Origin of the sequence: Tardiphaga alba, assembly GCF_018279705.1 — a bacterium.
GTDB classification, from domain to species: domain Bacteria; phylum Pseudomonadota; class Alphaproteobacteria; order Rhizobiales; family Xanthobacteraceae; genus Tardiphaga; species Tardiphaga alba.
In genome coordinates this window covers 2,598,240-2,621,319 of record NZ_CP036498.1, presented here as the reverse complement: position 1 = coordinate 2,621,319, position 23,080 = coordinate 2,598,240, and the positions used below count along the sequence as shown (strand labels likewise).

General features: G+C 63.4%; 28 protein-coding genes. 9 read left to right on the top strand and 19 right to left on the bottom strand.

The window, feature by feature from the left end; translation table 11 throughout:
* The first annotated feature begins 231 nt into the window (after positions 1-231).
* Positions 232-1,794, top strand: a complete 1,563-nt coding sequence (locus RPMA_RS12255) for a long-chain-fatty-acid--CoA ligase (protein WP_211913051.1) — start codon at positions 232-234, stop codon at positions 1,792-1,794.
* 87 nt (positions 1,795-1,881) lie between these two features.
* Here the strand turns inward: RPMA_RS12255 and RPMA_RS12250 are convergent, their stop codons facing one another.
* The 6 genes from RPMA_RS12250 to RPMA_RS12225 all read right to left on the bottom strand — a co-directional run bounded on the left by RPMA_RS12250 (position 1,882) and on the right by RPMA_RS12225 (position 7,345).
* The gene (locus tag RPMA_RS12250; RefSeq protein WP_408056524.1) at positions 1,882-2,733 is read right to left on the bottom strand and encodes an NUDIX hydrolase; all 852 of its coding nucleotides are present in this window, start codon (positions 2,731-2,733) and stop codon (positions 1,882-1,884) included.
* Between the two features lie 46 nt (positions 2,734-2,779).
* Entirely contained in the window at positions 2,780-3,718 is a 939-nt protein-coding gene (locus tag RPMA_RS12245; protein WP_211913050.1) for a dihydrodipicolinate synthase family protein, read from the bottom strand.
* Positions 3,719-3,788: 70 nt separating this feature from the next.
* On the bottom strand, positions 3,789-4,670 hold the full coding sequence (locus RPMA_RS12240) for an SDR family oxidoreductase (protein WP_211913049.1): 882 nt from the start codon (positions 4,668-4,670) through the stop codon (positions 3,789-3,791).
* Between the two features lie 135 nt (positions 4,671-4,805).
* Entirely contained in the window at positions 4,806-5,666 is an 861-nt protein-coding gene (locus RPMA_RS12235; protein ID WP_211913048.1) for a MaoC/PaaZ C-terminal domain-containing protein, read from the bottom strand.
* A gap of 138 nt (positions 5,667-5,804) precedes the next feature.
* Complete coding sequence (locus RPMA_RS12230) at positions 5,805-6,194, bottom strand: Zn-ribbon domain-containing OB-fold protein (RefSeq protein ID WP_211913047.1); 390 nt, start codon at positions 6,192-6,194, stop codon at positions 5,805-5,807.
* Positions 6,195-6,196: 2 nt separating this feature from the next.
* Positions 6,197-7,345, bottom strand: coding sequence for a thiolase domain-containing protein (locus tag RPMA_RS12225; protein ID WP_211913046.1), 1,149 nt, complete (start codon positions 7,343-7,345; stop codon positions 6,197-6,199).
* Positions 7,346-7,454: 109 nt separating this feature from the next.
* On the opposite strand from RPMA_RS12225, the gene RPMA_RS12220 reads away from it, so the two are divergent.
* The gene (locus RPMA_RS12220; RefSeq protein ID WP_211913045.1) at positions 7,455-7,601 is read left to right on the top strand and encodes a hypothetical protein; all 147 of its coding nucleotides are present in this window, start codon (positions 7,455-7,457) and stop codon (positions 7,599-7,601) included.
* On the opposite strand, the gene RPMA_RS12215 is transcribed toward RPMA_RS12220, so the two are convergent.
* The 5 genes from RPMA_RS12215 to RPMA_RS12195 form a co-directional block, all read right to left on the bottom strand.
* The gene (locus tag RPMA_RS12215; protein WP_211913627.1) at positions 7,585-7,866 is read right to left on the bottom strand and encodes a helix-turn-helix domain-containing protein; all 282 of its coding nucleotides are present in this window, start codon (positions 7,864-7,866) and stop codon (positions 7,585-7,587) included. The two genes, RPMA_RS12220 and RPMA_RS12215, sit on opposite strands and share 17 nt — an antisense overlap.
* 11 nt (positions 7,867-7,877) lie before the next feature.
* Complete coding sequence (locus tag RPMA_RS12210) at positions 7,878-8,186, bottom strand: type II toxin-antitoxin system RelE/ParE family toxin (protein WP_211913044.1); 309 nt, start codon at positions 8,184-8,186, stop codon at positions 7,878-7,880.
* Positions 8,187-9,015: 829 nt separating this feature from the next.
* Positions 9,016-9,453, bottom strand: a complete 438-nt coding sequence (locus RPMA_RS12205; protein ID WP_211913043.1) for a DUF1489 family protein — start codon at positions 9,451-9,453, stop codon at positions 9,016-9,018.
* 4 nt (positions 9,454-9,457) lie between these two features.
* Positions 9,458-10,426, bottom strand: a complete 969-nt coding sequence (locus RPMA_RS12200; RefSeq protein WP_211913042.1) for a hypothetical protein — start codon at positions 10,424-10,426, stop codon at positions 9,458-9,460.
* A gap of 113 nt (positions 10,427-10,539) precedes the next feature.
* Positions 10,540-11,196, bottom strand: coding sequence for a glutathione S-transferase family protein (locus RPMA_RS12195; protein WP_211913041.1), 657 nt, complete (start codon positions 11,194-11,196; stop codon positions 10,540-10,542).
* 143 nt (positions 11,197-11,339) lie between these two features.
* Here RPMA_RS12195 and RPMA_RS12190 point away from each other — a divergent pair, with 143 nt between their 5' ends.
* Positions 11,340-12,068 (top strand): DUF599 domain-containing protein, encoded by a 729-nt coding sequence (locus tag RPMA_RS12190; protein ID WP_211913040.1) that lies wholly within the window; start codon positions 11,340-11,342, stop codon positions 12,066-12,068.
* A 34-nt stretch (positions 12,069-12,102) separates the two neighbouring features.
* Here the strand turns inward: RPMA_RS12190 and RPMA_RS12185 are convergent, their stop codons facing one another.
* Complete coding sequence (locus RPMA_RS12185; RefSeq protein ID WP_211913039.1) at positions 12,103-13,038, bottom strand: hypothetical protein; 936 nt, start codon at positions 13,036-13,038, stop codon at positions 12,103-12,105.
* A 114-nt stretch (positions 13,039-13,152) separates the two neighbouring features.
* Between RPMA_RS12185 and RPMA_RS12180 the strand changes: the two genes are divergently transcribed.
* The 3 genes from RPMA_RS12180 to RPMA_RS12170 all read left to right on the top strand — a co-directional run bounded on the left by RPMA_RS12180 (position 13,153) and on the right by RPMA_RS12170 (position 14,263).
* Complete coding sequence (locus tag RPMA_RS12180) at positions 13,153-13,491, top strand: DUF3253 domain-containing protein (protein ID WP_211913038.1); 339 nt, start codon at positions 13,153-13,155, stop codon at positions 13,489-13,491.
* A 62-nt stretch (positions 13,492-13,553) separates the two neighbouring features.
* On the top strand, positions 13,554-13,925 hold the full coding sequence (locus RPMA_RS12175) for a type II toxin-antitoxin system RelE/ParE family toxin (RefSeq protein ID WP_211913037.1): 372 nt from the start codon (positions 13,554-13,556) through the stop codon (positions 13,923-13,925).
* Positions 13,922-14,263, top strand: a complete 342-nt coding sequence (locus tag RPMA_RS12170) for a helix-turn-helix domain-containing protein (RefSeq protein ID WP_211913036.1) — start codon at positions 13,922-13,924, stop codon at positions 14,261-14,263. The genes RPMA_RS12175 and RPMA_RS12170 overlap by 4 nt, the downstream gene beginning before the upstream one ends.
* On the opposite strand, the gene RPMA_RS12165 is transcribed toward RPMA_RS12170, so the two are convergent.
* The 4 genes from RPMA_RS12165 to mgtE form a co-directional block, all read right to left on the bottom strand.
* Complete coding sequence (locus RPMA_RS12165) at positions 14,264-15,064, bottom strand: YdcF family protein (protein ID WP_211913035.1); 801 nt, start codon at positions 15,062-15,064, stop codon at positions 14,264-14,266.
* Positions 15,065-15,225: 161 nt separating this feature from the next.
* Positions 15,226-16,044 (bottom strand): aldo/keto reductase, encoded by an 819-nt coding sequence (locus tag RPMA_RS12160; protein ID WP_211913626.1) that lies wholly within the window; start codon positions 16,042-16,044, stop codon positions 15,226-15,228.
* Positions 16,045-16,087: 43 nt separating this feature from the next.
* A complete protein-coding gene (locus RPMA_RS12155; protein WP_211913034.1) occupies positions 16,088-16,402 on the bottom strand; it encodes a helix-turn-helix domain-containing protein in 315 nt (104 codons plus the stop codon).
* Between the two features lie 60 nt (positions 16,403-16,462).
* Positions 16,463-17,893 (bottom strand): magnesium transporter, encoded by a 1,431-nt coding sequence (gene mgtE / locus RPMA_RS12150; RefSeq protein ID WP_211913033.1) that lies wholly within the window; start codon positions 17,891-17,893, stop codon positions 16,463-16,465.
* 160 nt (positions 17,894-18,053) lie between these two features.
* On the opposite strand from mgtE, the gene RPMA_RS12145 reads away from it, so the two are divergent.
* Together RPMA_RS12145 and RPMA_RS12140 are read left to right on the top strand one after the other, a co-directional pair.
* Positions 18,054-18,830: a polysaccharide deacetylase family protein gene (locus tag RPMA_RS12145; protein ID WP_408056548.1), complete on the top strand. Its 777-nt coding sequence runs from the start codon at positions 18,054-18,056 to the stop codon at positions 18,828-18,830.
* 121 nt (positions 18,831-18,951) lie between these two features.
* The gene (locus tag RPMA_RS12140; protein ID WP_408056523.1) at positions 18,952-20,253 is read left to right on the top strand and encodes a polysaccharide deacetylase family protein; all 1,302 of its coding nucleotides are present in this window, start codon (positions 18,952-18,954) and stop codon (positions 20,251-20,253) included.
* A 20-nt stretch (positions 20,254-20,273) separates the two neighbouring features.
* On the opposite strand, the gene RPMA_RS12135 is transcribed toward RPMA_RS12140, so the two are convergent.
* Positions 20,274-20,648: a hypothetical protein gene (locus tag RPMA_RS12135; RefSeq protein WP_211913032.1), complete on the bottom strand. Its 375-nt coding sequence runs from the start codon at positions 20,646-20,648 to the stop codon at positions 20,274-20,276.
* A 294-nt stretch (positions 20,649-20,942) separates the two neighbouring features.
* Between RPMA_RS12135 and RPMA_RS12130 the strand changes: the two genes are divergently transcribed.
* Complete coding sequence (locus RPMA_RS12130) at positions 20,943-22,127, top strand: MFS transporter (protein WP_211913031.1); 1,185 nt, start codon at positions 20,943-20,945, stop codon at positions 22,125-22,127.
* A gap of 69 nt (positions 22,128-22,196) precedes the next feature.
* Here the strand turns inward: RPMA_RS12130 and RPMA_RS12125 are convergent, their stop codons facing one another.
* Together RPMA_RS12125 and RPMA_RS12120 are read right to left on the bottom strand one after the other, a co-directional pair.
* Positions 22,197-22,463, bottom strand: coding sequence for a Txe/YoeB family addiction module toxin (locus RPMA_RS12125; RefSeq protein WP_211913030.1), 267 nt, complete (start codon positions 22,461-22,463; stop codon positions 22,197-22,199).
* Positions 22,460-22,765, bottom strand: coding sequence for a type II toxin-antitoxin system Phd/YefM family antitoxin (locus RPMA_RS12120; RefSeq protein ID WP_249225645.1), 306 nt, complete (start codon positions 22,763-22,765; stop codon positions 22,460-22,462). The genes RPMA_RS12125 and RPMA_RS12120 overlap by 4 nt, the downstream gene beginning before the upstream one ends.
* Between the last annotated feature and the right edge of the window lie 315 nt (positions 22,766-23,080).

The following is a 23,080-nucleotide window of genomic DNA, read 5'->3' as shown; positions in this document are numbered from 1 at the left end:
TTCTCTCATGCGTTTCACTCCCAATGGCCTCTCACGGGCCTGCGCGATTGTTACGCCCTGTGCGTGTGTCGTCAACAGATCAGAACGCATCTAATCTGCACAAATGTAGTTTTGCGTTGCACCGCGGATGCTGCACGGCATCGCGATGCTTGCTCATGTTTTCGCCGTGTTTATGATCACTGGCGACACAGCAGAGATGCGTTCAGCATCCGGATAGCGAGAGGGAATGCCATGAATATCACCCAGGGCCTGCGCCGCGTGTTGCAGACCGATCCGAGCATCATCGCCACCATTGATGGCGAGCGCCGCCGCACATGGCGCGAGGTCGGCGACCGCGTGGCGCGGCTTGCAGGCGGCCTGCACAAGCTCGGCATCCAGCACAATGATCGCGTGGCCGTGCTGATGCAGAATTCCGATCGCTATTTCGAACTCTATCTCGGCATCGCCTGGGCCGGCGCCGTGATCGTACCCACCAATACACGCTGGAGCCAGGCGGAAATCCTCGATTCCCTGCTCGATTGCCGGGCTTCCGCCATCGTCGTCGACAGTGCCTTCGCCGCCATGGGACTTGAGCTGGCAAGGGACGCCAAGCTGACCCTGATCTATGCCGATGACGATGCCGGTCCGGAGGAGGCGCATAATTACGATAAACTCGTCGAGACCAGCGCGCCCGTAGCTGATGCGATGCGCGGCCGCGAGGAGCTTGCCGGCATCTTCTACACTGGCGGCACGACGGGACGCTCCAAGGGCGTCATGCTGAGCCATGGCAATATCATGAGCAACTCGCTGCACATGATGAGCGAAGGCCTGATCCCGGTCGGGTCGATCTATCTCAATGCGGCCCCGATGTTTCATGTCGCCAATGGCGGCGCCATGTTCACGTCGCTCGCCAATGGCGGCACCAATGTGATCGTGCGGACTTTCAATCCCGAATTGGTGATGCAGGCAATCGCCAACGAGAAAGTCAGCGCGACACTGATCGTGCCGACCATGATCCAGATGCTGGTCGATCACCCCTCGTTTGCGGATTACGACCTGTCATCCCTTAAGCAGCTGATGTACGGCGCGTCCCCGATCAACGAAGCGCTATTGAAGCGCGCGATGAAGGGCCTGCCCAATGCCGAATTCCATCAGCTTTACGGCATGACGGAACTGTCTCCGCTGGCAACACATCTGCCGTGGGAGCAGCACTACAGCGAAGCATCCGCAGCGAAGAACCGGCTGCGCGCCTGCGGCCGCGCGGCGATCGGCTGCGAGGCACGCATTGTCGGCGATGACCGTAAGCCCGTCCCGCACGGCACCGTCGGCGAAGTCGCCGTACGCGGCCAGAATGTGATGATGGGCTATTGGGAACGTCCGGAAGAAACCGCCAAGGCAGTCATCGACGGCTGGATGCATACCGGCGACGGCGGCTATATGGACGAGGAAGGCTATATCTATCTCGTCGACCGCATGAAGGACATGATCATCTCCGGCGGCGAGAACGTCTATTCCATCGAGGTCGAGAACACGATCACCCAGCATCCGGCCGTCGCACAATGCGCGGTGATCGGCATCCCTGATCCGCATTGGGGCGAGACCGTGCATGCCTTCGTGATCCCGAAGCCGGATGCGCAGGTGAATGCGGCCGAGATCATCGCGTTCTGCCGGGATCGCATCGCGGGCTACAAATGCCCGCGGACGGTCGATGTGCGCAGCGAGGCGTTCCCGCTCTCCGGCGCCGGAAAGGTGCTGAAGCGCGAATTGCGACGCCCTTATTGGGAGAATGCGAACGTTCAGGCGAAAGCAGGCTAACCGTCATTGCGAGGAGCGAAGCGACAAAGCAATCCAGGGCCGCGATTGAGAACTGGATTGCTTCGCTACGCTCGCAATGACGAAGTACTACGGCGCGCCGGTCAGTTCGAACATTTCGCCGTCATAGCCCGCCTCGATCGGAATCCGCAGCTGGCGCTTGTCGCCGTCGCGGGTCACGATCGGGGTGACGCTCACGACCTTGCTCGCCCGCGCATCGTCCAGTGCCGCAGCCACGCCGCCCTGCTTGCCGAGCTTGATCAGGTTGCGCGTCGTCGGAAACGGCAGCGTGAAGCGACCGGACTCACCGCCCTCCAGCGCTTCGCGTGGCGACAGCCAGATCGAGTCCGTGGACTCCTTGCCGTCATGCATCCCAACCTGTTCGGGCGGCGCCTCGGCGAGAAAGAACCAGGTGTCGAAACGCTTCTTCATGCCCTCGGGCGTGATCCAGTGCGCATAGGGCACGAGCAGATCGACCGCCAGTTCCAGATCGTTCTCGGCAATGATATCGGCGAACTTGACCTTGCCTTCGTTCAGCGCATCGCGATGCTGATCGGCAATCGCACTCGCTTTGGTCGCAGCGATCAGCTCTTTCGATCCGTGTGGCCTAGCGAGCAGGATACGGCTTTCCTCAAACGTCTCGCGGATGGCAGCGATGCGAAAGGCCAGCGCCTCGGCATCGAGATGGTCGCCGCCGTCATGCAGCTCCGGCCGCTTGGCGATCTCGTGATCGCCAGCATCGACGCTGCCGCCGGGAAACACCAATGCGCCCGATGCGAATTCGATCTGATAATGCCGAACCATCATGAAGACATCGATAGGATCGGTCTCGCCCTTCCGGAGCAGAAGGATCGTCGAAGCGGGGCGGACGGTGCCGGGCTCGGGGGCATGGGGTGGGTCTCCCTCTCGGCATTCTCTGATGCCTGTTTTTTTGTAGGGCATGTAGGACGGGTGCCGCTTCGCGACAACCCGTCCTGCAAATGTCTTTTTAATTTTCGATCCGCGCACGCTTGTCGAAGCGCGCCACGCGCGACAGCAGGTAATCCACCTCTGCCTTGGCCGGCGCCGAGAGCACCGGGCCGGGCTTGCGCTGTGCCGCGGAAGCGATGATGCCGCGCTTTTGCAGTACGTATTTGCGAACGGACAGGCCCACCCCAGGCTGCTGCTCATAGCGCACCAGCGGCAGATGGGCGTCGAACAGGTCATGCGCCTTGTCGCGCTCGCCCTTCTTGGAGAGGTTGACCACGTCGATCAGCATTTCCGGGAAGGCATAGCCGGTCATGGCGCCATCGGCCCCGCGCTCCATTTCGAAATCCAGGAAAGTCCCGCCATTGCCGGTCAGGATCGACAGCTCACGCAGCGAACCGTCCTTCTGGAAGCCGCGCAGCGCGGTGATCTTCTCCAGCCCCGGCCAGTCCTCATGCTTGAGCATCACGCAGGACTTGGAATCCATGACGATCTTGCGGATCACGGCATTCGTCATGATCACGTTCAGGGTCAGCGGATAGTCCTGCAGCACCCAAGGCACGTCCTCGCCGATGGCTTCTGTTGCCTGCTTGAAATAGGTGTTGATCTGGTCGTCGGTGCGCAGATGCGGCGGCGGGGCGATCATGACGGCCGCAGCACCCGCATCCATCGACTTCAGTGCCAGCGAGCGCATGGCGGCAAAGCCCGGCGCGGAGACGCCGACGATGATCTGCAGCCTGTCGCCGGCGCGCTTGATGAAGCGGGTCGCCACGCTTTCGGACTCCGCGCTTTCCAGCTTCGGCGCCTCACCGAGAATGCCCAGCACGGTGACGCCGTCGCAGCCGATCGAGGCGTAGAAATCGATCAGGCTGTCGATGGATTTGTCATCGATGCGGCCGTCGTCGAAAAACGGGGTCGGCGCGATGGCGAAGGTACCGGCAGCTTTGGACGTCAGTTTCATCATAGGCCTCTGTTTGAAATCGCCGTCACTCTAGCCCTAAAATGAGGCGTTGTCCGCCCCCTCGCCGCGCCTAGAACCGGCGAGCGCCGTGCTTGCTGTCCTCGTCCGAAAAGAAGATTTCGGCCGCATGGGTCGCGATATCTTGCGCGCTCCACGGTTTGTCCAATGGTGGCTTCCAGCCTTCCATTTCCATCATCTTCATCTCGCGCACGCCGCGCGGGCCGGAGACGCCGAGCACCTTGCCGGTCTGGTCGCCTGAGAGATCGCTGACCATGTACAGCACCGCCGGCGCGATGCCGTCGGCATCGAGCGCGGCGCCGGGATTTTCGATATAGCGCGGCAGATCGGCGGTCATGCGCGTCAGCGCGCCCGGCGACAGCGTCCAGATGCGGATGCCGTATTTGCGGCCCTCGATGGCGAGCACATTGGAAAGCCCCCAGATGCCGCCCTTCGCAGCGCCATAATTGCTCTGGCCGAAATTGCCTATCAGGCCCGAGGTGGACGACGTGTTGACGATGACGCCGCCGCCATGGTCGCGCATGAAGTTGAAGACGGGCTTGGTGACGCAATAGGTGCCCTTGAGATGCACCTTCACGACCTTGTCCCAGGCTTCTTCAGTGGATTTTGCAAAGCTCTGGTCGCGTAGGATGCCGGCATTGTTGACGAGAATATCGACCTTGCCGAACGCCTTGATGGCGTCGTCGAACACCGACTGGCCGCCTGCGATGGTGGAGATATCGGCGCCGTTGGCAATGGCCTTGCCGCCGGCTTTGGTGACCGCATCGACCACCTGCTGCGCCATGGAGAGATCGGAGCCGGTGCCGTCGCGCGGGCCGCCGAGATCGTTGACGACCACGGACGCGCCCTCGCGTGCGAACAGCTTTGCGTAGGCTTCACCCAGGCCGCCGCCGGCACCTGTGATGATGGCAACCTTGCCGTCGAGAAGACCCATGGCGTTGCTCCCTGTTTTGTTTTTAGTCTTCTTAGTTCTCCGTCATGGCCGGACTTGATCCGGCCATCCATCTTCCTGTCTCGACGCCGAAGCTGGGTGCCCGGGTCAAGCCCGGGCATGACATCGCGTGTCTGGTTACGCCAGCACCGTCCGTCCGCTCTTGATCACGGTCACGCCGCGGTCCTTCACCTTGGCTTCGAAGGACACGATGTTGCCGTCCTTCCACAGATCCATGGTCACCGTTTCGCCCGGGAACACCGGCGAGGAGAAGCGTGCGCCGTGCTGCTTGAAGGCGGACGGATCGTAGTCGGCAAAGGTCTGCAGCACGCCGCGGCAGGTGATGCCGTAAGAGCACATGCCGTGCAGGATAGGACGCGGGAAGCCGGCCTTCTTGGCGAATTCCGGATCCGAGTGCAGCGGGTTGCGATCGCCGCAGAGGCGATAGACCAGCGCCTGATCCGGGCGCGTGGTGATGTCGATGGTCTTGTCCGGCGCGCGGGTCGGCACCTTGTGCGCTTCGGGCTGGCCTTCCGACGGACCGCCGAAACCGCCATCGCCGCGAGCAAAGCGCGAGGCCACGAGGGTCGCGAGCGCATCGCCCTTCTCGTCGCGCAGGATGGTCTGGTGCAGGATCACCGCGCCCTTGTCGGCGCCCTTGTCGAACACGCCGAGCACGCTGGAGTCAGCGGTGATCTTCGCTTCCACCGGCATCGGCTTGTGGAAAGTGATGTCGCGCTCGCCGTCGACGACCATCACGCGGTTCAGCTTCATGTCACCGGGACCCGAGCCCCATGCAGCGACGGATGCGAAAGTCGGCACGACCTTCAAAGGGCGCGGCGTATAGGTGCCTTCATTGACGAAAGCGAGTTCGGTCTCGTTCATGGGATCGGCGCCCATGCCGATGCCATAGGCGTAGAGCATGACGTCGCGATCGGTCCAGCTGTACTTCTGGCCGATATTCTTCATCGCCATCAGCTCTTCGTAGACGATAGGCATTGCTGGCTCCCGGTTTTTTGTTTGTTGGTTGTTTGATCTCTCACTGTCATCGCCCGGCTTGACCGGGCGATCCAGTAATCTTTGACACTGCAGTGTTTACTGGGTCACCCGCTTTCGCGGGTGACGACAGTTGGAGTTTTACGCCGGCGTGAAGAATGGCAGCGGCGCGCCATCCGTCGGCTTCCACACCAGCTTCACCTTCTGGCCGATCTTCAATCTCGCCGGATCGCAATCGACGATATTCGTCTGTATCGACGGGCCCTCCTTCAGCGTCACATAGGCGATGACGTAAGGGCCGGTCGCCGATTTGCGCATGTGGCTGTAGGTGTAGATCTCGGCTTCACCCGATGACTCCTCCCACTCCGTCTTGTCGGAGAAGCAGAACGGGCAGATCGAGCGCGGGAAGAAATGCGCGTCGCCGCAGGTGGTGCAGCGCTTGATCAGGAACTTGCCGTCCTTCGCCGCATCCCAGAACGGCTGCGTTTCCGGATTGCCCTGCGGGGTCGGATACTTCTTGGCTTCAGTCATAATCACACGCGCTCCAGAATGGCGGTCGAGGCAGCATGGCGCACGCCGAGCAGGCCGCCGGTGCCGTGAGCAATGGCGAGGTCGCAATTGGGGACCTGCACCTTCGGATGGGCTTCGCCGCGCAGCTGGCGCACGGCTTCCAGGATCTTGGTCATGCCACCGCGATTGATCGGGTGGTTGCTGCACAGACCGCCGCCATCGGTGTTGAAGGGCAGCTTGCCGACGCCCGAGATCAGGTTGCCGTCGGCGACGAACTTGCCGCCCTCGCCCTTCTTGCAGAAGCCGAGATCCTCGAGCTGCATCAGCACGGTGATGGTGAACGAGTCATAGATCGACGCATACTTCATGTCCTGCGGCGTCACGCCCGCTTCCGCGAAGGCGCGCGGACCGGACCACACGCCGGCCGAATAAGTGAGGTCGAGATCCTTGCCGCCGCGCGGGCCCTTCATGGCTTCGCCGTGGCCGATCAGGCGCACCAGCGGCTTCTTCAGGCTCTTGGCGATTTCCTCGGTGGTGACGATGAGCGCGCCGCCGCCATCGGTGACGACGCAGCAATCCATGCGGCGCAGCGGATCGGAGATCATCGGCGAGTTCAGCACGTCCTCGACGGTGACGACATCCTTGAGCATCGCATGCGGATTGTATTGCGCGTGATGCGAGGCGGCGACCTTGATCCAGGCGAGTTGTTCGGAGGTGGTGCCGTAATCGTGCATGTGGCGCATCGCGGCCATGCCATAGGCATTGTGCGTGGTCGCGTTATAGGCGGTCTCGAAATCGGCTTCGGCGCCCTGCGCGCGCGGCGTCGCCGGCATCGTGCGTGGCTTGCCGGCCAGCGTAATCAGCGCCACCGAGCACTTGCCGAGCGCGATCGCCTGCGCGGCATGGCCGAGCGCGATGATGTAGGAGCAGCCGCCGGTTTCGGTCGAATCCACATAGCGCGGCTTGAGACCGAGATAGTCGGTCATTGGCCAGAGGCCACCATTCGCATCGCCGGCGATGAAGAGACCATCGACGTCCTTGTGCGTCAGGCCCGCATCCTCGAGCGCGCCCTTGGCGACTTCGGCATGCAGTTGCCAGAGAGATTTGTCCGGCGCGTGCCGCGTCGGATGCTCATAGATGCCCGCGATATAGGCCTTGCCCTTGATACTCAATCGTCTCTCCGCTTGGTGTTTCGTCCCAGTTCAGTTTTTTCTGCAGGTTCAAAACAGGCTTGGCAAGCGACAACATTTCACGCTGCGGATGTAAATTTCACAGTGCGGAATGAGCGTCGAAGCGGCATGGAGTTTTGTGCTTGCAGGAAAGACGTTTGCCAATCTGGTTGGCGAGCTCTCACAAAAGCGGAGAGCTGTGTTTCCGGAATTGGTGGGCTTGATGGCCGAGGCGGCCGAGGTCAAGCCGCCTTCCTGACCTTGATCTCGATCCGCAGCCGCGCGGCGGTTGCGATATTGACCAAGGCATCCAGGGAGAATTTGGCCAGCTTGCCGCGCAAGAGATCGTTCAGCCGCGGCCGGGTCATCCCGAGCCGTTGCGCAGCCTCCGCCTGCGGGATGTCCCAGCTTTCGACGGCCTTGCGAACCGCATGCATCAGCGCCGAGCGCGCCTTTAGATTGGCGGCCTCCTGCTCATTGTCAGCGAGCGCGTCCCAGACATTGCTGGAGACCTCTGACTTCATCGCCCTGCCCGTCATTGTGCGGCCTTCCATCTTTTCAGCCTCTGGGCTGCGAGCTCGATATCCCGGTGCGGCGTAGCGCGGCTCTTCTTCTGAAACGCGTGGAGAACAAGCACGCAATCCTGCATCGTCGCGAGATAGATCACACGAAACGCGCCGGATGCTTCCCTCACGCGAATTTCTCGCACGCCTGCGCCAACGGCCGCCATCGGCTTCCAATCATCGGGCCCGTCTCCGCGCTGAAGACGCTCGAGTTGATATCCGGCGGAGAAACGCGCATCCGCGGGAAATGCTCTCACGGCATCCTTGCTGTTGCCCAGCATTTGATCGGGTTCACGCGCCCCTCCTGTATCAAATTCGATACACGCACACAACGGATGCTGAGAGTTTATTGTGTTGGACTTGGCTCAACCTATCAAACAGCCACGCTTTCGCATTCTCGCGGCGCCTGAGGCGTCCGAGGTGTGAGCATTTCTCCCCTCGAAGACATGAGGGGAGGCAGCACGCCGTAAGGCGCACTTGGGTGGCACTTGACGCAGTCCGTCTCGCTGGATCGCCAGCGAAACCGCAACCGCGCAACGCCTTACGGCGCGCCACCGCGACGTTGTTTCAGTCGAAGGACCGTTCTTCCGGGTACTGGGCAATCCCTCGCAAGGGATTTATCCGACAGGTTTCCCTGCCTTCGCCCGCACCACGTCCAGCCACGCTAGCGGCAGAGCCTCGTATTGGGCCCGGACGGTTACCCTCGACCACCCGAGTGTGAAGGATACGTCCTCCTCCACCCGCAGGCGCCGCATCTTGTCCCACTCAAAGACGCCTCATGAGAGCGCCCCTCGCGAACAAGACGGAGGGATAATAGCAGCAATGGGAATTTTGTCAAGAACGAAATAGGAACGATTTCGCGCCGATCTTTTCCCTCCTCGGAGCGAAGCGACTGGGGAGGGTGGATCAAAGCGAGCGTTCAGCGAGCTTTGAGACGGGTGGGGTCTCTCCCCACGGAAGGACGTCACGTGGGATAGCCCCCCGTCTTCGCTCTTCGAGCTTCGCCGGGGCGAGCCCGGCGCTTCGCGCCACCCTCCCCATTCGCTTCGCTCCGGGGAGGGAGACTGCGCGCTTCCGCGCGTCATCCGCCGCACGCGTACCCTGCCCCGACTACAACAACCCCAATTCCCGCAATTCGCGGCGCATGGGTTCGGGCATCGCTTCGATGCTGGCCGCGGCCTTGCCGAGATCGGGGGGCGCATCCTTGTCGGTGAGATAGCGCCAGCCCTGGAACGGGCGCAGCGGGCGCGGTGCGACGGTGACGGGTTTTGGCTCCATGATCAGCCGGCAGCGATTGATGCCCTCGCCGTCGCGAAACGGTTCGATGGCGAGAATTTTCTCGCGCAGCGCGATCTCGCCGCGGATCACCCAATAGAGCGAGCCGCCGTCGAGCAGTTCGGCATCGCGCTTCGGCACCATGCGGGTGATGTGGATGTGCTGCTGCTTCTCGCCGCGTGCCTTGGCGGCGCGCATGCGCTCGCTCAGATAGCTTTTGAAATCGGCGATGGATTCACAACCGACGGCGAGTTTGACAAGGTGCAGGGGCATGCGCTCAGTTATCCGCCTGCCCTGCCGCCGGCGCAAGCTGAACGGGCGCCGCCGGGGCAGCGGCCTGTGGACGGGGCGCTGGAGGCGCGGTCTCTTTCGGTGCAGCCTGCTTCTTCGCTGCGGGACGCGGCGCGGCCGGCGCATTGGACCGCTGCGCCGGTGCCGGCGTATCGGTCATGATCGAGATCGGCGGGATCGACGAGGACGACGGGAACTCGGCATTGGTGGGCTTGCCCGTGGGCAGCGATGCCGGCAGCCCCGCTACCGATGCCGCTACCGATGCCGCTGCGGTTGCTCCGCCCGGAATGGCGGTCAAGGCGGCCGCAGCCGGCGCTGCATTCCACACGGCCGCATAGCGCGTCACCAGCCCCTCATAGACGCGCTCTTCCATGTTCGACGCGATCTGCTTGTGATCGGCGAGCGAGGCATAGGCGGCGCAGGCTTCCGGCATGCAGCGGTCGCGCGATTGCAGGACATAGGCGACCAGACCATAGCGATCGCGCTCCACCGAGCGGCGCAGGGCCGCCAGTTCCGGCGTCATCGCGCTGTCGGCGGCCTTCACGTCACCATGGGCTTTCAGCCGATCCAGCGATACCGCTGCATGTGCGACGGCGGCTGCGACCGTATCGGGCGATGCGAACAGCGATTTCTCGCAGGCGGCCAGCACCATCTCGCCGGCGAGTTCATCAAGGCATGACAGCGCCGGCAGCGTGTTCGCGACTTGCGCGGGTGCCGCAACAGCGACAGCAGGCGCCGCACGCTCCACCGCCGCGGGCGCGCGCAGCGCGATCACCGCGGCAACACCGATGGCAAGCAGCGTGATCAGCGCCAGCACGCCATTGGCGACCGACTTCTCGGCCCGCAAGATCGTTACCAGCACGACCAGACCGACAATCGCCGCGGCGGCGAGCGCGAGCCACATCGGCAACGAGGCCGAGCGCCACAAGTGATCGAGCGAAGTCGCCGCGTTCATTCAAAAATCCCCGCGAGGTCGGCTGGACAAGATGCGGCTGCCATGCACCCGCAATATGCTGTTGTTATGGCGACGACATCCGGCAGAACAAGAGCGGATCGCAGCCCGTGCGATCACTCTTCCTCGAAGCGCGGGATCAGGAGGGTTTCGGCGAGCCCCTCCTCCGTCCATTGCCGGAATGCCGGATTCGCCTGCATCGTGTCCATGTAAGCCCGCGCGACCGGCGAGACCTCGATGGCGTAGATGCGGAAACGATGCACCACCGGCGCAAACATCGCATCCGCCGCGCTGAAGGCGCCGAACAGATACGGACCGGCAGCGCCATAGCGCTTGCGGCAGTCCGACCAGATTGCGTCGATGCGCGCGATATTCGCCTTGGCATCGTCCGACAGCGCCTTCGCCTTTACCGGGCGATGCAGGTTCATGCCGCATTCGTTGCGCAGCGGCATGAAGCCGGAATGCATTTCGGCCGACACCGCGCGCGCATGGGCGCGGTGCGCCGCCTCCTGCGGCCACAGTTTCGCGTCGGGAAAACGCTCGGCGGCATATTCGATGATGGCCAGCGAATCCCACACGGTGATGTCGCCATCGACCAGCGCCGGCACCTTGCCGGATGGCGTGACGTCCAGAATGCGCTGCTTGTCGGCGGCGTCCGTATAGAGCGGGATGAACACTTCCTCGAACGGGATGCCGGCGCCCTTGAGGGCAACCCATGGGCGCATCGACCACGACGAGTAGTTCTTGTTACCGACGACCAGCTTCAACGACATCACCCGCTCCTTGCCAAGCGTGCAAAATGCCATGCGCGGGGCAGCGCTGCAATCAAGTTGGGCACAGCGAACCGTTGCCGCATGGCTCGCGAGATGGCATGACCGCAAGCTGAGACACGAGCTAAGAGACTCGGGGGTGCTGCATGCCGAATTATACCTGGGTCGACGCGTTTGCGCTGGGCTTCTTCATCCTGGAATGGGCGGCCTATGCCTATACGCTGGAGCACAGCAAATATGGCCGCAACAGCCTGTCGGCGCGGATGCATGCCTATCGCGAGGTATGGATGCGCCGCATGCTGTCGCGCGAGGCGCGCATCGTCGATACGCATATCCTGACCTCGCTGCAGAACGGCACCGCCTGGTTCGCCTCCACCACGCTGATCGCCATTGGTGGCGCGCTGGCGCTGCTGCGCGCCACCAATGAGGTGATGCCGATCATGGCGAACCTGCCCGTCGGCTTCAATGCGTCGGCGGGCCTGTGGGAGATCAAGTGCTTCGGCTTGATCCTGATCTTCGTCTATGCGTTCTTCAAATTCGCCTGGGCGTATCGGCTGTTCAACTATGTGGCGATCCTGTTCGGCGCGATGCCGTTCGCCGCCGACCGCCACACGCCGGAAGCGGAATCGCATGTGGTGCGCACGACGCAGATGTTCGGCGCCGCGGCACGGCACTTCAACCGCGGCCAGCGCGCCTTCTTCTTCGCGCTCGGCTATCTCGGCTGGTTCGTCAGCCCGTGGGTGTTCATCGTCTCCACCGCAGCGGTGGTGATCGTGACCTGGCGGCGGCAATTCGCCTCCAATGCCTGGCGCGCCATGGGCGACGATATCGAGGCTGTGAAAAAGACGCTGGCCGAGGAAAAAGCCGGGCTCTGATCCAGAGGCGCGATATCCGCGTGTGAATGATCCGCTATCCCGCAAAATCCTGCGGCGTGAATGGCAGGTCGAGCACGCGCCATTCGTTGTATTTGTCCGCCGGCAGCATCGAATAGGGCTGGCAGGCTTCGAGCCCCTGCTTCGCCGCCTGCAGCAGCAGCGCGGCCTTGGCCGGGCGCCGCACCTCGATCACCGTCGGCTCGGCGGTGAGCCGGCCATCGGGCGACAGCACCGCACGCAGCTTCACCATGGCGTCGTCATTGCGCGCCACGCTCGGCGGCAGTTTCAGGCAGGTTTTGAGATGGCGATGGAAGGCGGCGATGTCGGCTTTCGCCACGTCGGCCTGCTCGCTGGCAGGCGCGCCGCCGAAACCGGGCAAACCGAGAATGACACCGTATTTGACGGTGATGTCGGGATCAGGCTGCGGCGGAACCTGTGCGGCAGGCGGCTGCGCGCCCGGCGGCGGCTGCAAAGCGGCCTGCTGTTGGGGCGGCTGTTGCGATGCCGGCGACTGGGCGGCCGGCGGCGGAGGTGACGGTTGGGACGCCGGCGGCTGCTGCGCCTGTTGTTGCGGCGGCGGAGGCTGCTGGGGTGCTGGCGACGGCTGCGCCTGTGACGGCGTCTTCTGGGGCTGTGGCGGCGTCTCCTGCGGCGCGGATGGCGGCTTCGCGGCGGCGCTCGCCGGCTGCGTCTTCTGCTCTTCCAGCGTCGGCTTGATGGTCAGATCAGGCAGCCGGAAGTCCGGCTTCTCTGGATCGGGCTGCTTTGTCTCGGGCTCCGGTTCGGACTTGGCCTCCTCGGCCTTCTGCTCGGCCTCCGCCAGTTCCTGCGGCGTCACCAGATCTACGCTGACATGGTCCTGATGCGGCTCCATCGGGCGCGCATCGGCCAGATAGATGCCGGCAGCCAGGGCCAGATGGGCGAGCACCGACGCAGCGATCGCGAGGCGAATGAGAGTTCGAGGTTCCATGGGACGCTTGTGACATCAGACGCCAGTGGTGCGATCTTAACGCCCCTGCCCCGCGCGCGCCATGACCGCCATGTCACAGCTTGCGTCCGGATGTGCGATCGGTCATGGCAGAGCATGGCCAAATCAGACAGCAAGACATCCAAGAAGCCCACGACATCGCCGAAGGCGGCACCCAAGCCGGCGGCACCAAAGCCGAAGCCGAAAGCGATCCCGGTGGACGAGCGCATCCTCGCCATTCTCGGCCGCGATCCCGGCAAGAGCCTGAGCGCGCCGGAGATCGCCCACCTGATCGCCCCCGAAGGCGATTGGCACGCGCTGCTGACGCCGATCCGCCGCGCCGCCGTGACGCTCGCGCTGGCGGGCCAGCTGGTGATCTATCGCAAGGGCAAGCCCGTCGAGGATCCCGAAGATTTCCGCGGCGTCTACCGGCTGGGGCTGCCGAAGGCGGAGTAACCGCCCCTGCACCTTCCTTTACGTTCGTTGACGCACGCCTATGGTTATATTACCATAGACACGTGAGCGATCCGCTGCGTCGGGTCAAACCTCTCGTCTTCGTGGGCTCGAGCCAGAAGGATCTGCGGGCCTTCCCCGCGGCTGTCCGCAGAGACGTCGGCGTCGCGCTGTTCGACGCGCAGCTCGGCATTCACCCTCACAATGCCAAACCACTCAAAGGCATGAATGGGGTTTTGGAAATTCGTGACAACTACGATGGCTACACCTATCGCGCGGTCTACACGATACGTTTCGAAGGCATCTTGTACGTCCTGCACGCGTTTCAGAAAAAATCGACAAGCGGCATCGCCACGCCGCAACGACATATCGACATGATCAGGCAACGCCTGCGCATCGCCGAGGATATTCACAAGGACAACAGGGATCGCGGATGACGAACAAGAAAGCTTCACCCGCTTTTACAAGAGGCTCCGGCAACGTGTTCGCCGACCTGGGCCTGCCCGATGCCGAAGAACTGCATCTAAAGGCAGCACTCGTTGTCGAATTGAAACGGCTGATCGCCGCGCGTGACATGACGCAGACGGCGGCCGCGAAACTGATTGCCATGTCGCAGCCCGACCTCTCGAAGCTGCTACGCGGTCAATTGCAACTGGCGTCCGTCGAGCGGCTGATGCGCATGCTGACGACGTTCGAGCAAGACATCGAGATCACGATCCGCCCTCGCCGCAAACGTGGCGAAGCTGGACGGATCACACTCGTTCCGGCGGCGTGATCACCGCTTCGGCCCCGGCAGCCATTCGCTGCTGCGGCCGGCGAGACGGTAGCTGATCAGGCCCACCCATTCATGCATCGCGACATCGCTGCGGGCGAGACCGTGGCTGGCGGCATCGAAGGTCTCGCCCGCATCGATCCAGCCGCGCGTGCGCCAGTCCACCGGATAGGCCTCGACATCGAAGCCGGCCTTGCGGAAGGCGCCGATCGAGCGCGGCATGTGCCAGGCGGAGGTCACCAGCAGCCAGCGTTCGCCGGGTTTCGGATGCACCATGCGGGCGGTGAAGCTCGCATTCTCGTCGGTGGTGCGGGAGTCGGTTTCGAGCAGCACGCGCTCGGAGGCGACACCGAAACGCCGCAGTACGTCACCGGCCACCGGCGCTTCCGACAGCGACTGTTCGATCAGGCTGCTGGCGCCGCCGGTGAAGACGATGCGCGCCTGCGGATAACGATGCGCGAGTTCGAGCATCGCAGTGATGCGCTCGCCGGACGCATTCATCTCCAACGATCCACGCGCCGTCGACGAGTCTGAATCGATGGCGCCGCCGAGCACGATGACGCCATCGGGCGCGCGGCCGTCATCCTGCCATTTCGGAAAGCGCTCGGTGAGCGGCAGCAGCATCACATTGGCCAGCGGCGAATAGCCGAACAGCAGCAGCAACAGGATGCCGGATGTGACCAGCCAGGTGCCGAGACGATGCCGGTTCATCAGCACCAGCGCCAATCCGACCACGCAAAGCGCAGCGATGAAATTGGACGGCTGGGTGAAAAAGCCGAGGATCTTGGAAGCATAGAAGAACATGATGTGTCCGCTGGCGGGCATGCAGGTGGGCGAAGGCGCCCCCGTCGTCTGTGCGATCAATACGGCAAATCGAGGTTTCCGGCGACTGCCGGCCGCGCCTGTATTTCGGTTCTGACGCGTTTTCTTCACGCGAACCGGTGTCCACTTCGCTCGAAAACGCTTTAGTCCCAATCGGGCGCAAAACCGTAATTGGTCAGCCGCCCGTTCGGGCTCGCGAGCGCGGACACACGCGCCATCTCGTCATCGGACAGTACGAAATCGAACACGTCGATATTCTCGGATAGGCGCTCGACCTTGGAAGTGCGCGGAATGGCAGCGGCGCCCTGCTGCAGCAGCCAGCGCAGGCAGACCTGCGCCGCGCTCTTGCCATGCGCCCTGCCGATCGCTGCCAGCGTTTCGTCGCCGCGCACATTGCCGCGTGCGATCGGACTATAGGCGATCAGCGCGAGGTCGTTGTCGTCGCAGGCGGCGCGCAGCTTTGTCTGGTCGAGATAGGGATGATACTCGACCTGATCGCAGACCAGCGGAGCCTCGCATGCCGCGACCGCCTGCTCGATCAGCGCCACCGTGAAATTCGACACGCCGATATGCTTCGTCAGTCCCATCTGCCTGGCATGCGCGAGCGCGCCGAGCGTTTCCTCCAGCGGCACCTGCGGATTGGGCCAGTGCAGCAGCAAGAGATCGACCTCGGTCATGCGCAGCCGGGTCAGGCTTTCCTTCACCGAGCGTTCGAGCATGTGGGGCGCGAAATGCGTGGTCCAGATTTTGGTGGTGACGAAGATCTCCTTGCGCGCCACATGCGAGGCGCGCACGCCCTCGCCGACATCGCGCTCGTTGTCATAGATCTGTGCGGTGTCGATGTGGCGATAACCGAGCTTGATCGCCTGCTCGACCGTGCGGGCGCAGGCGCGGCCGCGCAACTCCCAGGTCCCGAGACCGATCGCCGGAATGCGGGCCCCATTGGCTTCCACGAAATGCACGACGCCCTCCTTTCGAGGTGTCACGCTTGCGTCGATGACGCGCTCAGGCGTCCGCCGGCGCGAGTGCGGCGAATACAGTATCGGGCGCATGGGCGATGACGGCGAGCAAGGCGCGCGCCGGACCGCGCGGACTGCGCTTGCCCTGCTCCCAGTTGCGGATGGTCTCGACCGGCACGCCGAGGCGCGCGGCGAATTCGGTCTGGGTCAATTGCGCGCGACGGCGCAGGCTGCGCACTTCGGTATCGCTGCCGCGATCGGCCACGACGGCTGGCGCCGCCGGCATCTCCGGCACGATCGGCACTTCGTCCCCGTCGCGCAGTTCGACGATCCGTCCGTCAGCTTTCAATCGCAGGCGCATGTTCGACCTCATCTGTGGGGGATGGTCGATCAATACCGTTAAGGAGCGGTGAAGAGTGCTCTACTTCAGCCCGAACCACAGCGTTGCGATGCCGAGGAAGGCGAAGAAGCCGACGACGTCGGTGACCGTGGTGACGAAGGTGCCCGATGCGACCGCGGGATCGGCTTTCACGCGGTCCAGCGCCATCGGGATCAGGATGCCGCCAAGGGCGCCGGCGACGAGATTGGTGATCATTGCCAGCGCAATGACAATGCCGAGGCCCGGCGTCTTGAACCACAGATAGGCGGCGATGCCCGTAATTAGCGCGAAGGCGATGCCGTTCATCAGGCCGACCATGGCTTCGCGGATGATGATACGGACGGCATTGTGCGGATTGAGCTGGCGCGTAGCCAGCGCGCGCACCGCCACCGTCATGGTCTGGGTCGCGGCATTGCCGCCCTGGCTGGCGACGATCGGCGCCAGTACGGCCAGCGCCACCATCTGTTCGAGCTGCCCCTCGAACAGGCCAAGTACCGACGAGGCCAGGAATGCGGTGGCGAGATTGATCAGCAGCCACAGGAAACGGGCGCGCGCGATGGTCAGGAAGTTGTCCGACAGTTCTTCGTCGGATGTGACGCCGCCGAGCGCCTTGAGGTCCTCGTCGGCCTCCTCCTCGATGACGTCGACGACGTCGTCGATGGTGATGACGCCGACCAGGCGGTTGTCCGGATCGACCACCGGTGCGGCGACCAGATTGTACTTGCCGAACATCCGCGCGACTTCTTCCTGATCCTCCAGCACCGAGACGCGGCGGCGGTCCTCGTCGATCAGGTCGGCCAGCGGCACCGGGCGGCGCGCGCGCAGCAGCGTGTCGAGCGACACCGCGCCTTGCCAGCGCTGGTCACTGTCCACCGAATAGATCTCGTAGAAGCGATCCGGCAGGTCCGGCGTCTCGCGCATATAGTCGATGGCCTGACCGACATTCCAGTCCGGCTGCACCGCGATGAAATCCGTCTGCATGCGGCGGCCGGCGGAGTTTTCCGGATAGGTCAGGCTGCGCTCGATGGCGACGCGCTCGGACAGCGGCAGCTTGTCCAGGATCTCGTCCTGGACGTCCTCGTCGACGCCCTCCAGCAGTTCGACCGCGTCGTCGGCCTCGAGTTCGCGCACGCCCTCCGCGACCGTCGCCGGTTCGAGTTCCTCAAGCAGTTCCTCGCGGACGGCGTCATCGACCTCGTTGAGCGCGGAGAAGTCGAAATCGGCCTTGGTTAGTTCGATCAGGCGAATGCGATCGTCGGGCGCCAGCGCCTGCACGAGATCGCCGAGATCGGCCTCGTGCAATTCGCCGACGATCTCGCAGAGAAAACCCGCATTCGCGGCCTGAACCGCCTGCGAGATGGCCTCGACGAAATCCGGGCGGACATTGCCATCGGTGTCGCGCATCGGCATGCGGTCGAGCCAGGAGGCATCGTCCGCAACGTCTGTCATGGCGCGTTCGACGTCGTCAGCCATGTCGGACCTCGCCTGATTGCAGGGACATATGCAGGCGCGGTTTCAGTGAAAATGCGCTATTGCATCCGGGATTTGTGCGTTGGGATCAGGCAATAGCCAGTGTCGGAGACCCGATGCAATCGGAAATATCGGGCGCACGAGATCGCCCGCAGGAAAGTGAATTGCCGTGTTGAGATTTGCCATCGCTGCGCTCATCGCCTCCACCGTCGCCGTTCATGCCGATGAATGCCCGCATCCCGATGCGCTCGGCACCGCGCGCGTCATGACCGTCGATCCCAAGACCTATCCCCGGGTGGGAACACAGAGCTTTCCGGAGACGCTTCCGCTCGCGGATCGCGAAGTGGTGCTGACCTTCGACGACGGCCCCAACCCGCCGACGACATCGAAGATCCTGGCGGCGCTGGCGAAGGAATGCGTGCGCGCCACCTTCTTCATGATCGGCCAGAGTGCTGCGGCACATCCGCAGCTGGTGAAGCGGATGGCGGCCGAGGGCCACACGATCGCGCATCACACGTTCGCGCATGCCGACCTCAAGAAGGTCAGCCACGACAAGGCCATCGACCAGATCGACCGCGGCATCGCGGCCGACGAGATGGCGCTGAACGGCAAGGCCACCACGGTGCCGTCCACGCCGTTCTTCCGCTTCCCCTATTTCGAATCGACACCGGCCCTGCTCGACATGTTGCAGTCACGCCGGATCGCGGTGTTCGGGGCGGATTTCTGGGCCAGCGACTGGAACCCGATGACACCCGCCCAGCAGCTCGATCTGATCACGGGCCGCGTCAAGGCGGCGGGAAAAGGCATCATTCTTTTCCACGATACCAAGGGCCAGACCGCCGCGATGCTGCCCGATTTCTTGCGCTATTTGCGGGATAACCGCTACAAGGTCGTGCATATCGTACCGCCGACCGCCCAGTCCCGCCCCGTCTCCCGGTAGGCAAGTCTCCGGTAGGAATGGATCGAACGATCCGGCGGGCGGGCCCGACATACTTAACAATACGTTTACGGCCGCGCCGGTAAATTCCGGCGCGCCTCATTTGGAATTGACGGATCGCGTGATGGAAGCAGGAAAGACTGGCAAGCGGGCACGACAGGTGCTGTGCCCGGCACAGAAACTGTGCCTCGGCATGCTGGCGGGTCTGGCGCTGCTCACCACCGCTCCCGCATATGCCGACAGCTGCAACAATCCCGACGCGCTCGGCACCTCGCGGACCATCGTGGTCGATCCGCGCGAACATCCACGCATCGGCACGATGCAATATGCGCAGACGCTGCCACTGCGCGACAAGGAGGTCGTGCTGACCTTCGACGACGGCCCGATCCCGAAATATTCGAACCAGATCCTCGATATTCTCGCGGCCGAATGCGTGAAGGCGACCTTCTTCATCGTCGGCCGCATGGCCAAGGAATTTCCCGACGGCGTACGCAAGCTGATCAGGCTCGGCCACACCGTGGGCACCCATAGCGAGAACCATCCGCTCAGCATGAACCGGATGCCGATCGAGCAGGCGCAGAAGGAGATCGAGGACGGCATCGCGAATACAACAGCGGCGCTCGGCGATCCCGCGCTGCTGTCGCCGTTCTTCCGGATTCCAGGCCTCTTGCGCGCCAGCGCCGTCGAGGACTATCTCGCCTCGCGCGGCATCCAGACCTGGAGCGCCGACTTCCCCGCCGACGATTGGCGCCATGTGTCTTCGCAGACGGTGCATGACCTCGCGATCTCGCGCATTAAGGCCAAAGGCAAAGGCATCCTGCTGCTGCACGATATCCAGCCGCGCACGGTCGCCGCCCTGCCCGGCATCCTGCGCGACCTCAAGGCCGGCGGTTATCGCATCGTGCATGTGGAAGCCGCGACGGCGGACAAGCCGAAGACGCCGACGCAGCCGCAGGACTGGCAGATGCATCCGGTGTCGGAGACCGTTGCCATCACGCGCTGGCACAAGGTGCCGGGCTTCAGCTTCGCGCATCTCGACATGCTGCCGGCGCCGGAAATCACGGCCTCGGATCAGCTGCTGTCGCTCACCGAGAATTTCGATCGCGCCCGCCGCCCGCGCGGCGCGGCGCCGATGACCGCGCAGGCGCCATGGCCGCCACGCGCCAACATGCCGGCACCGACCACGGTGGATGCATTGCCGGTGCCCGCCCCGTCGCTATTCGAGATGGCAGAGCGGCACATGCAGCCGATCAAGGTGCTGGTGCGCCTGCCGCATCACGCCGCACACGAGCCCGGCGTGCAAAGCGCCAAGAATGACGGCATTGCGCGTCTGATCTCCATCGATGCGAGCGCGCCGCGCCGCACGATCCCCGGCGCCATTCCGCCGGGCCTGACGCCGACGGCGGCGGCGGCAGCGCCGCGCTAAGCGACGCCAACCACCGGCGATCAGTCGGTGACGATCTTGGCGATGCACAGCACCGCGATGATGGCGAGGAAGAACAGGTCCATATAGGACTTCATCTCACCGGCCTGGCGCTGCGACACGACATCGCCGACCAGCGCCCTGCGGGTGGCGACGGCTGACGGCCCCTCGCCGGCGAGCCCGCCGAGACGGCGCGTTTCCAGCTCCAGTTTCTGGATCGCCTTGAAGAAATAGAAGCCGTGCGCGGCAGACACCGCACGCATGCCGGCATAGGCCAGAACCAGCGCCGCGACGATGGCGCGCTGCTGATAGTTGCCGATGAAATTCAGGCTGAAATAGACCAGCGCCAGGAACGCGAAATTGGCGACGGCGCGATAGGCATAGCTCAGATATTTCATGGTGGCTCCGGGTCGACCGTCAGGCTGCACGATCGCCGCCGGGGTTACGGCGGGACAGCTAATGCTAGATCGTTACGGGAGCACTAAGCCAGCACGACAACTGCAATCGATCGGTCGATTTGTTCACCGATATTGATATCGATCATCGAACCGCAGCAGAACGGGCGCGCTTGACACAAGCATATGTCAGGACGTACCTCACCTCTCGCGGGGCCTCCCCGCCGTAAGCGTTAACGTCACTCAACGTGCTCAGCTCCGACCGGCTCGCGCCGGCCGCCCCGAAAGCACGTCGATATGAATCCCAACGCTCCCCTCCGCACCAAACCTGCGCCGCTGACGCGCTCCGACCGCGCCAGCCTGATCAAGCAGGTTGCGATCGTGTTTTTCGGCTTCCTCGCCGTCGGCCTGCCGCTGCCGCCGATCGCGCTCTACATGCACGACCAGCTCGGCTTTTCCGCCGGCATGATCGGCTTCGCCATCGGCATCCAGTCGGTGGTGACGGTGCTGTCGCGCCACCGCGCCGGCACGCTCAGCGACAATCACGGTGCCCGCTATGTGATCCGGCTCGGCCTGCCTCTGTCCGCCCTTGCCGGCCTGTTCTATCTGCTGGCCGCGAGCGCGCCGCTGGCAGGCGAAGCCAAACTGGCGCTGCTGATCATGGGACGCATCGCGCTCGGCTTCGGCGAGAGCCTGTTCATCACCGGCGCCATGAGCTGGTGCATCGGCCGGCTCGGCCCGCAGCGCACCGGCCTCGTGATGTCGTGGCAGGGCATCGCGATGTATTCGGCAATCGGACTGGGCGCGCCGATCGGCCTTGCGCTCTATGCCGCCACGGGATTTGCCGGCGTCGGCATCGCAGCGGCGCTGTCACCCCTGATCGCGCTCGGCATCGCCTATGCGATCCCCGACGTGCCGCCCACCGGCCATGCGCAGCGCACGCCGTTCTACAAGGTGATCGGCCTGATCTGGCGGTCCGGCATGGTGCTGTTCCTGGCGACGATACCGTTCGCCGGCATCACGGGCTTCATGACGCTGGCCTATCTGGAGCGCGGCTGGTCCGGCGCGGGCCTTGCCCTCACCGCCTTCTCCACCGGCTTCATCGCGCTGCGCCTGGTCGCCAGCCACCTGCCCGACGTCTATGGCGGCGCCCGCGTCGCCATGGTGTCGCTCGCCGTCGAGGCCCTCGGCCAGGCGATGATCTGGCTGGCGCCGAATCCTACTGTGGCGCTGGCGGGGGCCTTCGTGACCGGTCTCGGCTTCTCGCTGATCTTCCCGGCCATGGGCGTCGAGGCGACCCGCCGCGTCCCGATCGAACAGCGCGGCCGCGCGGTGGCGAATTTCATCGCCTTCTTCGATCTCGCGATCGGCGTGACGGCGCCGGCGGTGGGATATGCGGCGGGGCTGTTTGGCTATGGAACCGCGTTTCTGATCGGCGCGGTGGCTGCGCTGGCCGCATTGGTGATGGCGGCACGGGGTTAGTCCCGTGATACCCTCGAGCAGCGAGCCCATCCGCATAGAACGGCGGACGAAGCTGGGTCGGCCAAACCATCAGTAGTGATATCGACACTGCACGATATCGAGCTGCTGCGTTTCGCCTTTGCCGGTGACGCGATAGACCAGACGGTGCTCGCCTGTGATCCGGCGCGACCACCAACCCTGCAGCGTATGTTTAAGGGGCTCCGGTTTCCCGAGCCCCCTAAACGGATCACGCTTGATGTCCTTGATAAGTGCATTGATGGCCTGGAGGACTTTCTGGTCCTCCTGCTGCCAACTCAGATAATCCGCCCAGGCATCTTCGGTCCAAGCCGTTTTCATTTGCCAGCGGACGGCGGCTCAAGCGTCTCCCGCGGCGTGAGCTCGCCCCGATTGGCCTCATCGATCGAGCGCAGCAAGCGCGTGGCATTGGCCGGGCTTTTCAGGAGATGAAACGTCTCCATCAACCCCTCATATTCCTCTTCAGACATCAGCACGACGCTCCGCGCGTTCTGGCGTGTCACCACCAGCGCTGTCCGATCATCGCAAACTTCGTCCATGTAGGAGGCCAGGTTGCTGCGCAGCTCACTGTAGGAAACATGCCCCATATCGCGCTCCATCGGATCGACGACCACATTGTACATATCTATGTACAACTCAGACAAAACATCAAGATGTCTCTCGAAGTCAGATCTGGCTCCGGGCATCAAAGCGCTGCCACCGCAACGCGCAGCAAACGAGAATTTAGATACAAAAAACCCCGCAAGCCATTAAGGCTGCGGGGTTTTTTTGAATTGGTGCGCTCGAAAGGATTGGTAGCAGCCGTAGGTATATTGAAAGTATTGATATATTTCGATTTTCCACTTCAATTTGTAGCACGATTTGTATCACTATTTGTAACCCGAGCGCACAAGATTTTCGACGATGTCAGGGGGCGCTGTTGCGGTAAAGATCCAAGG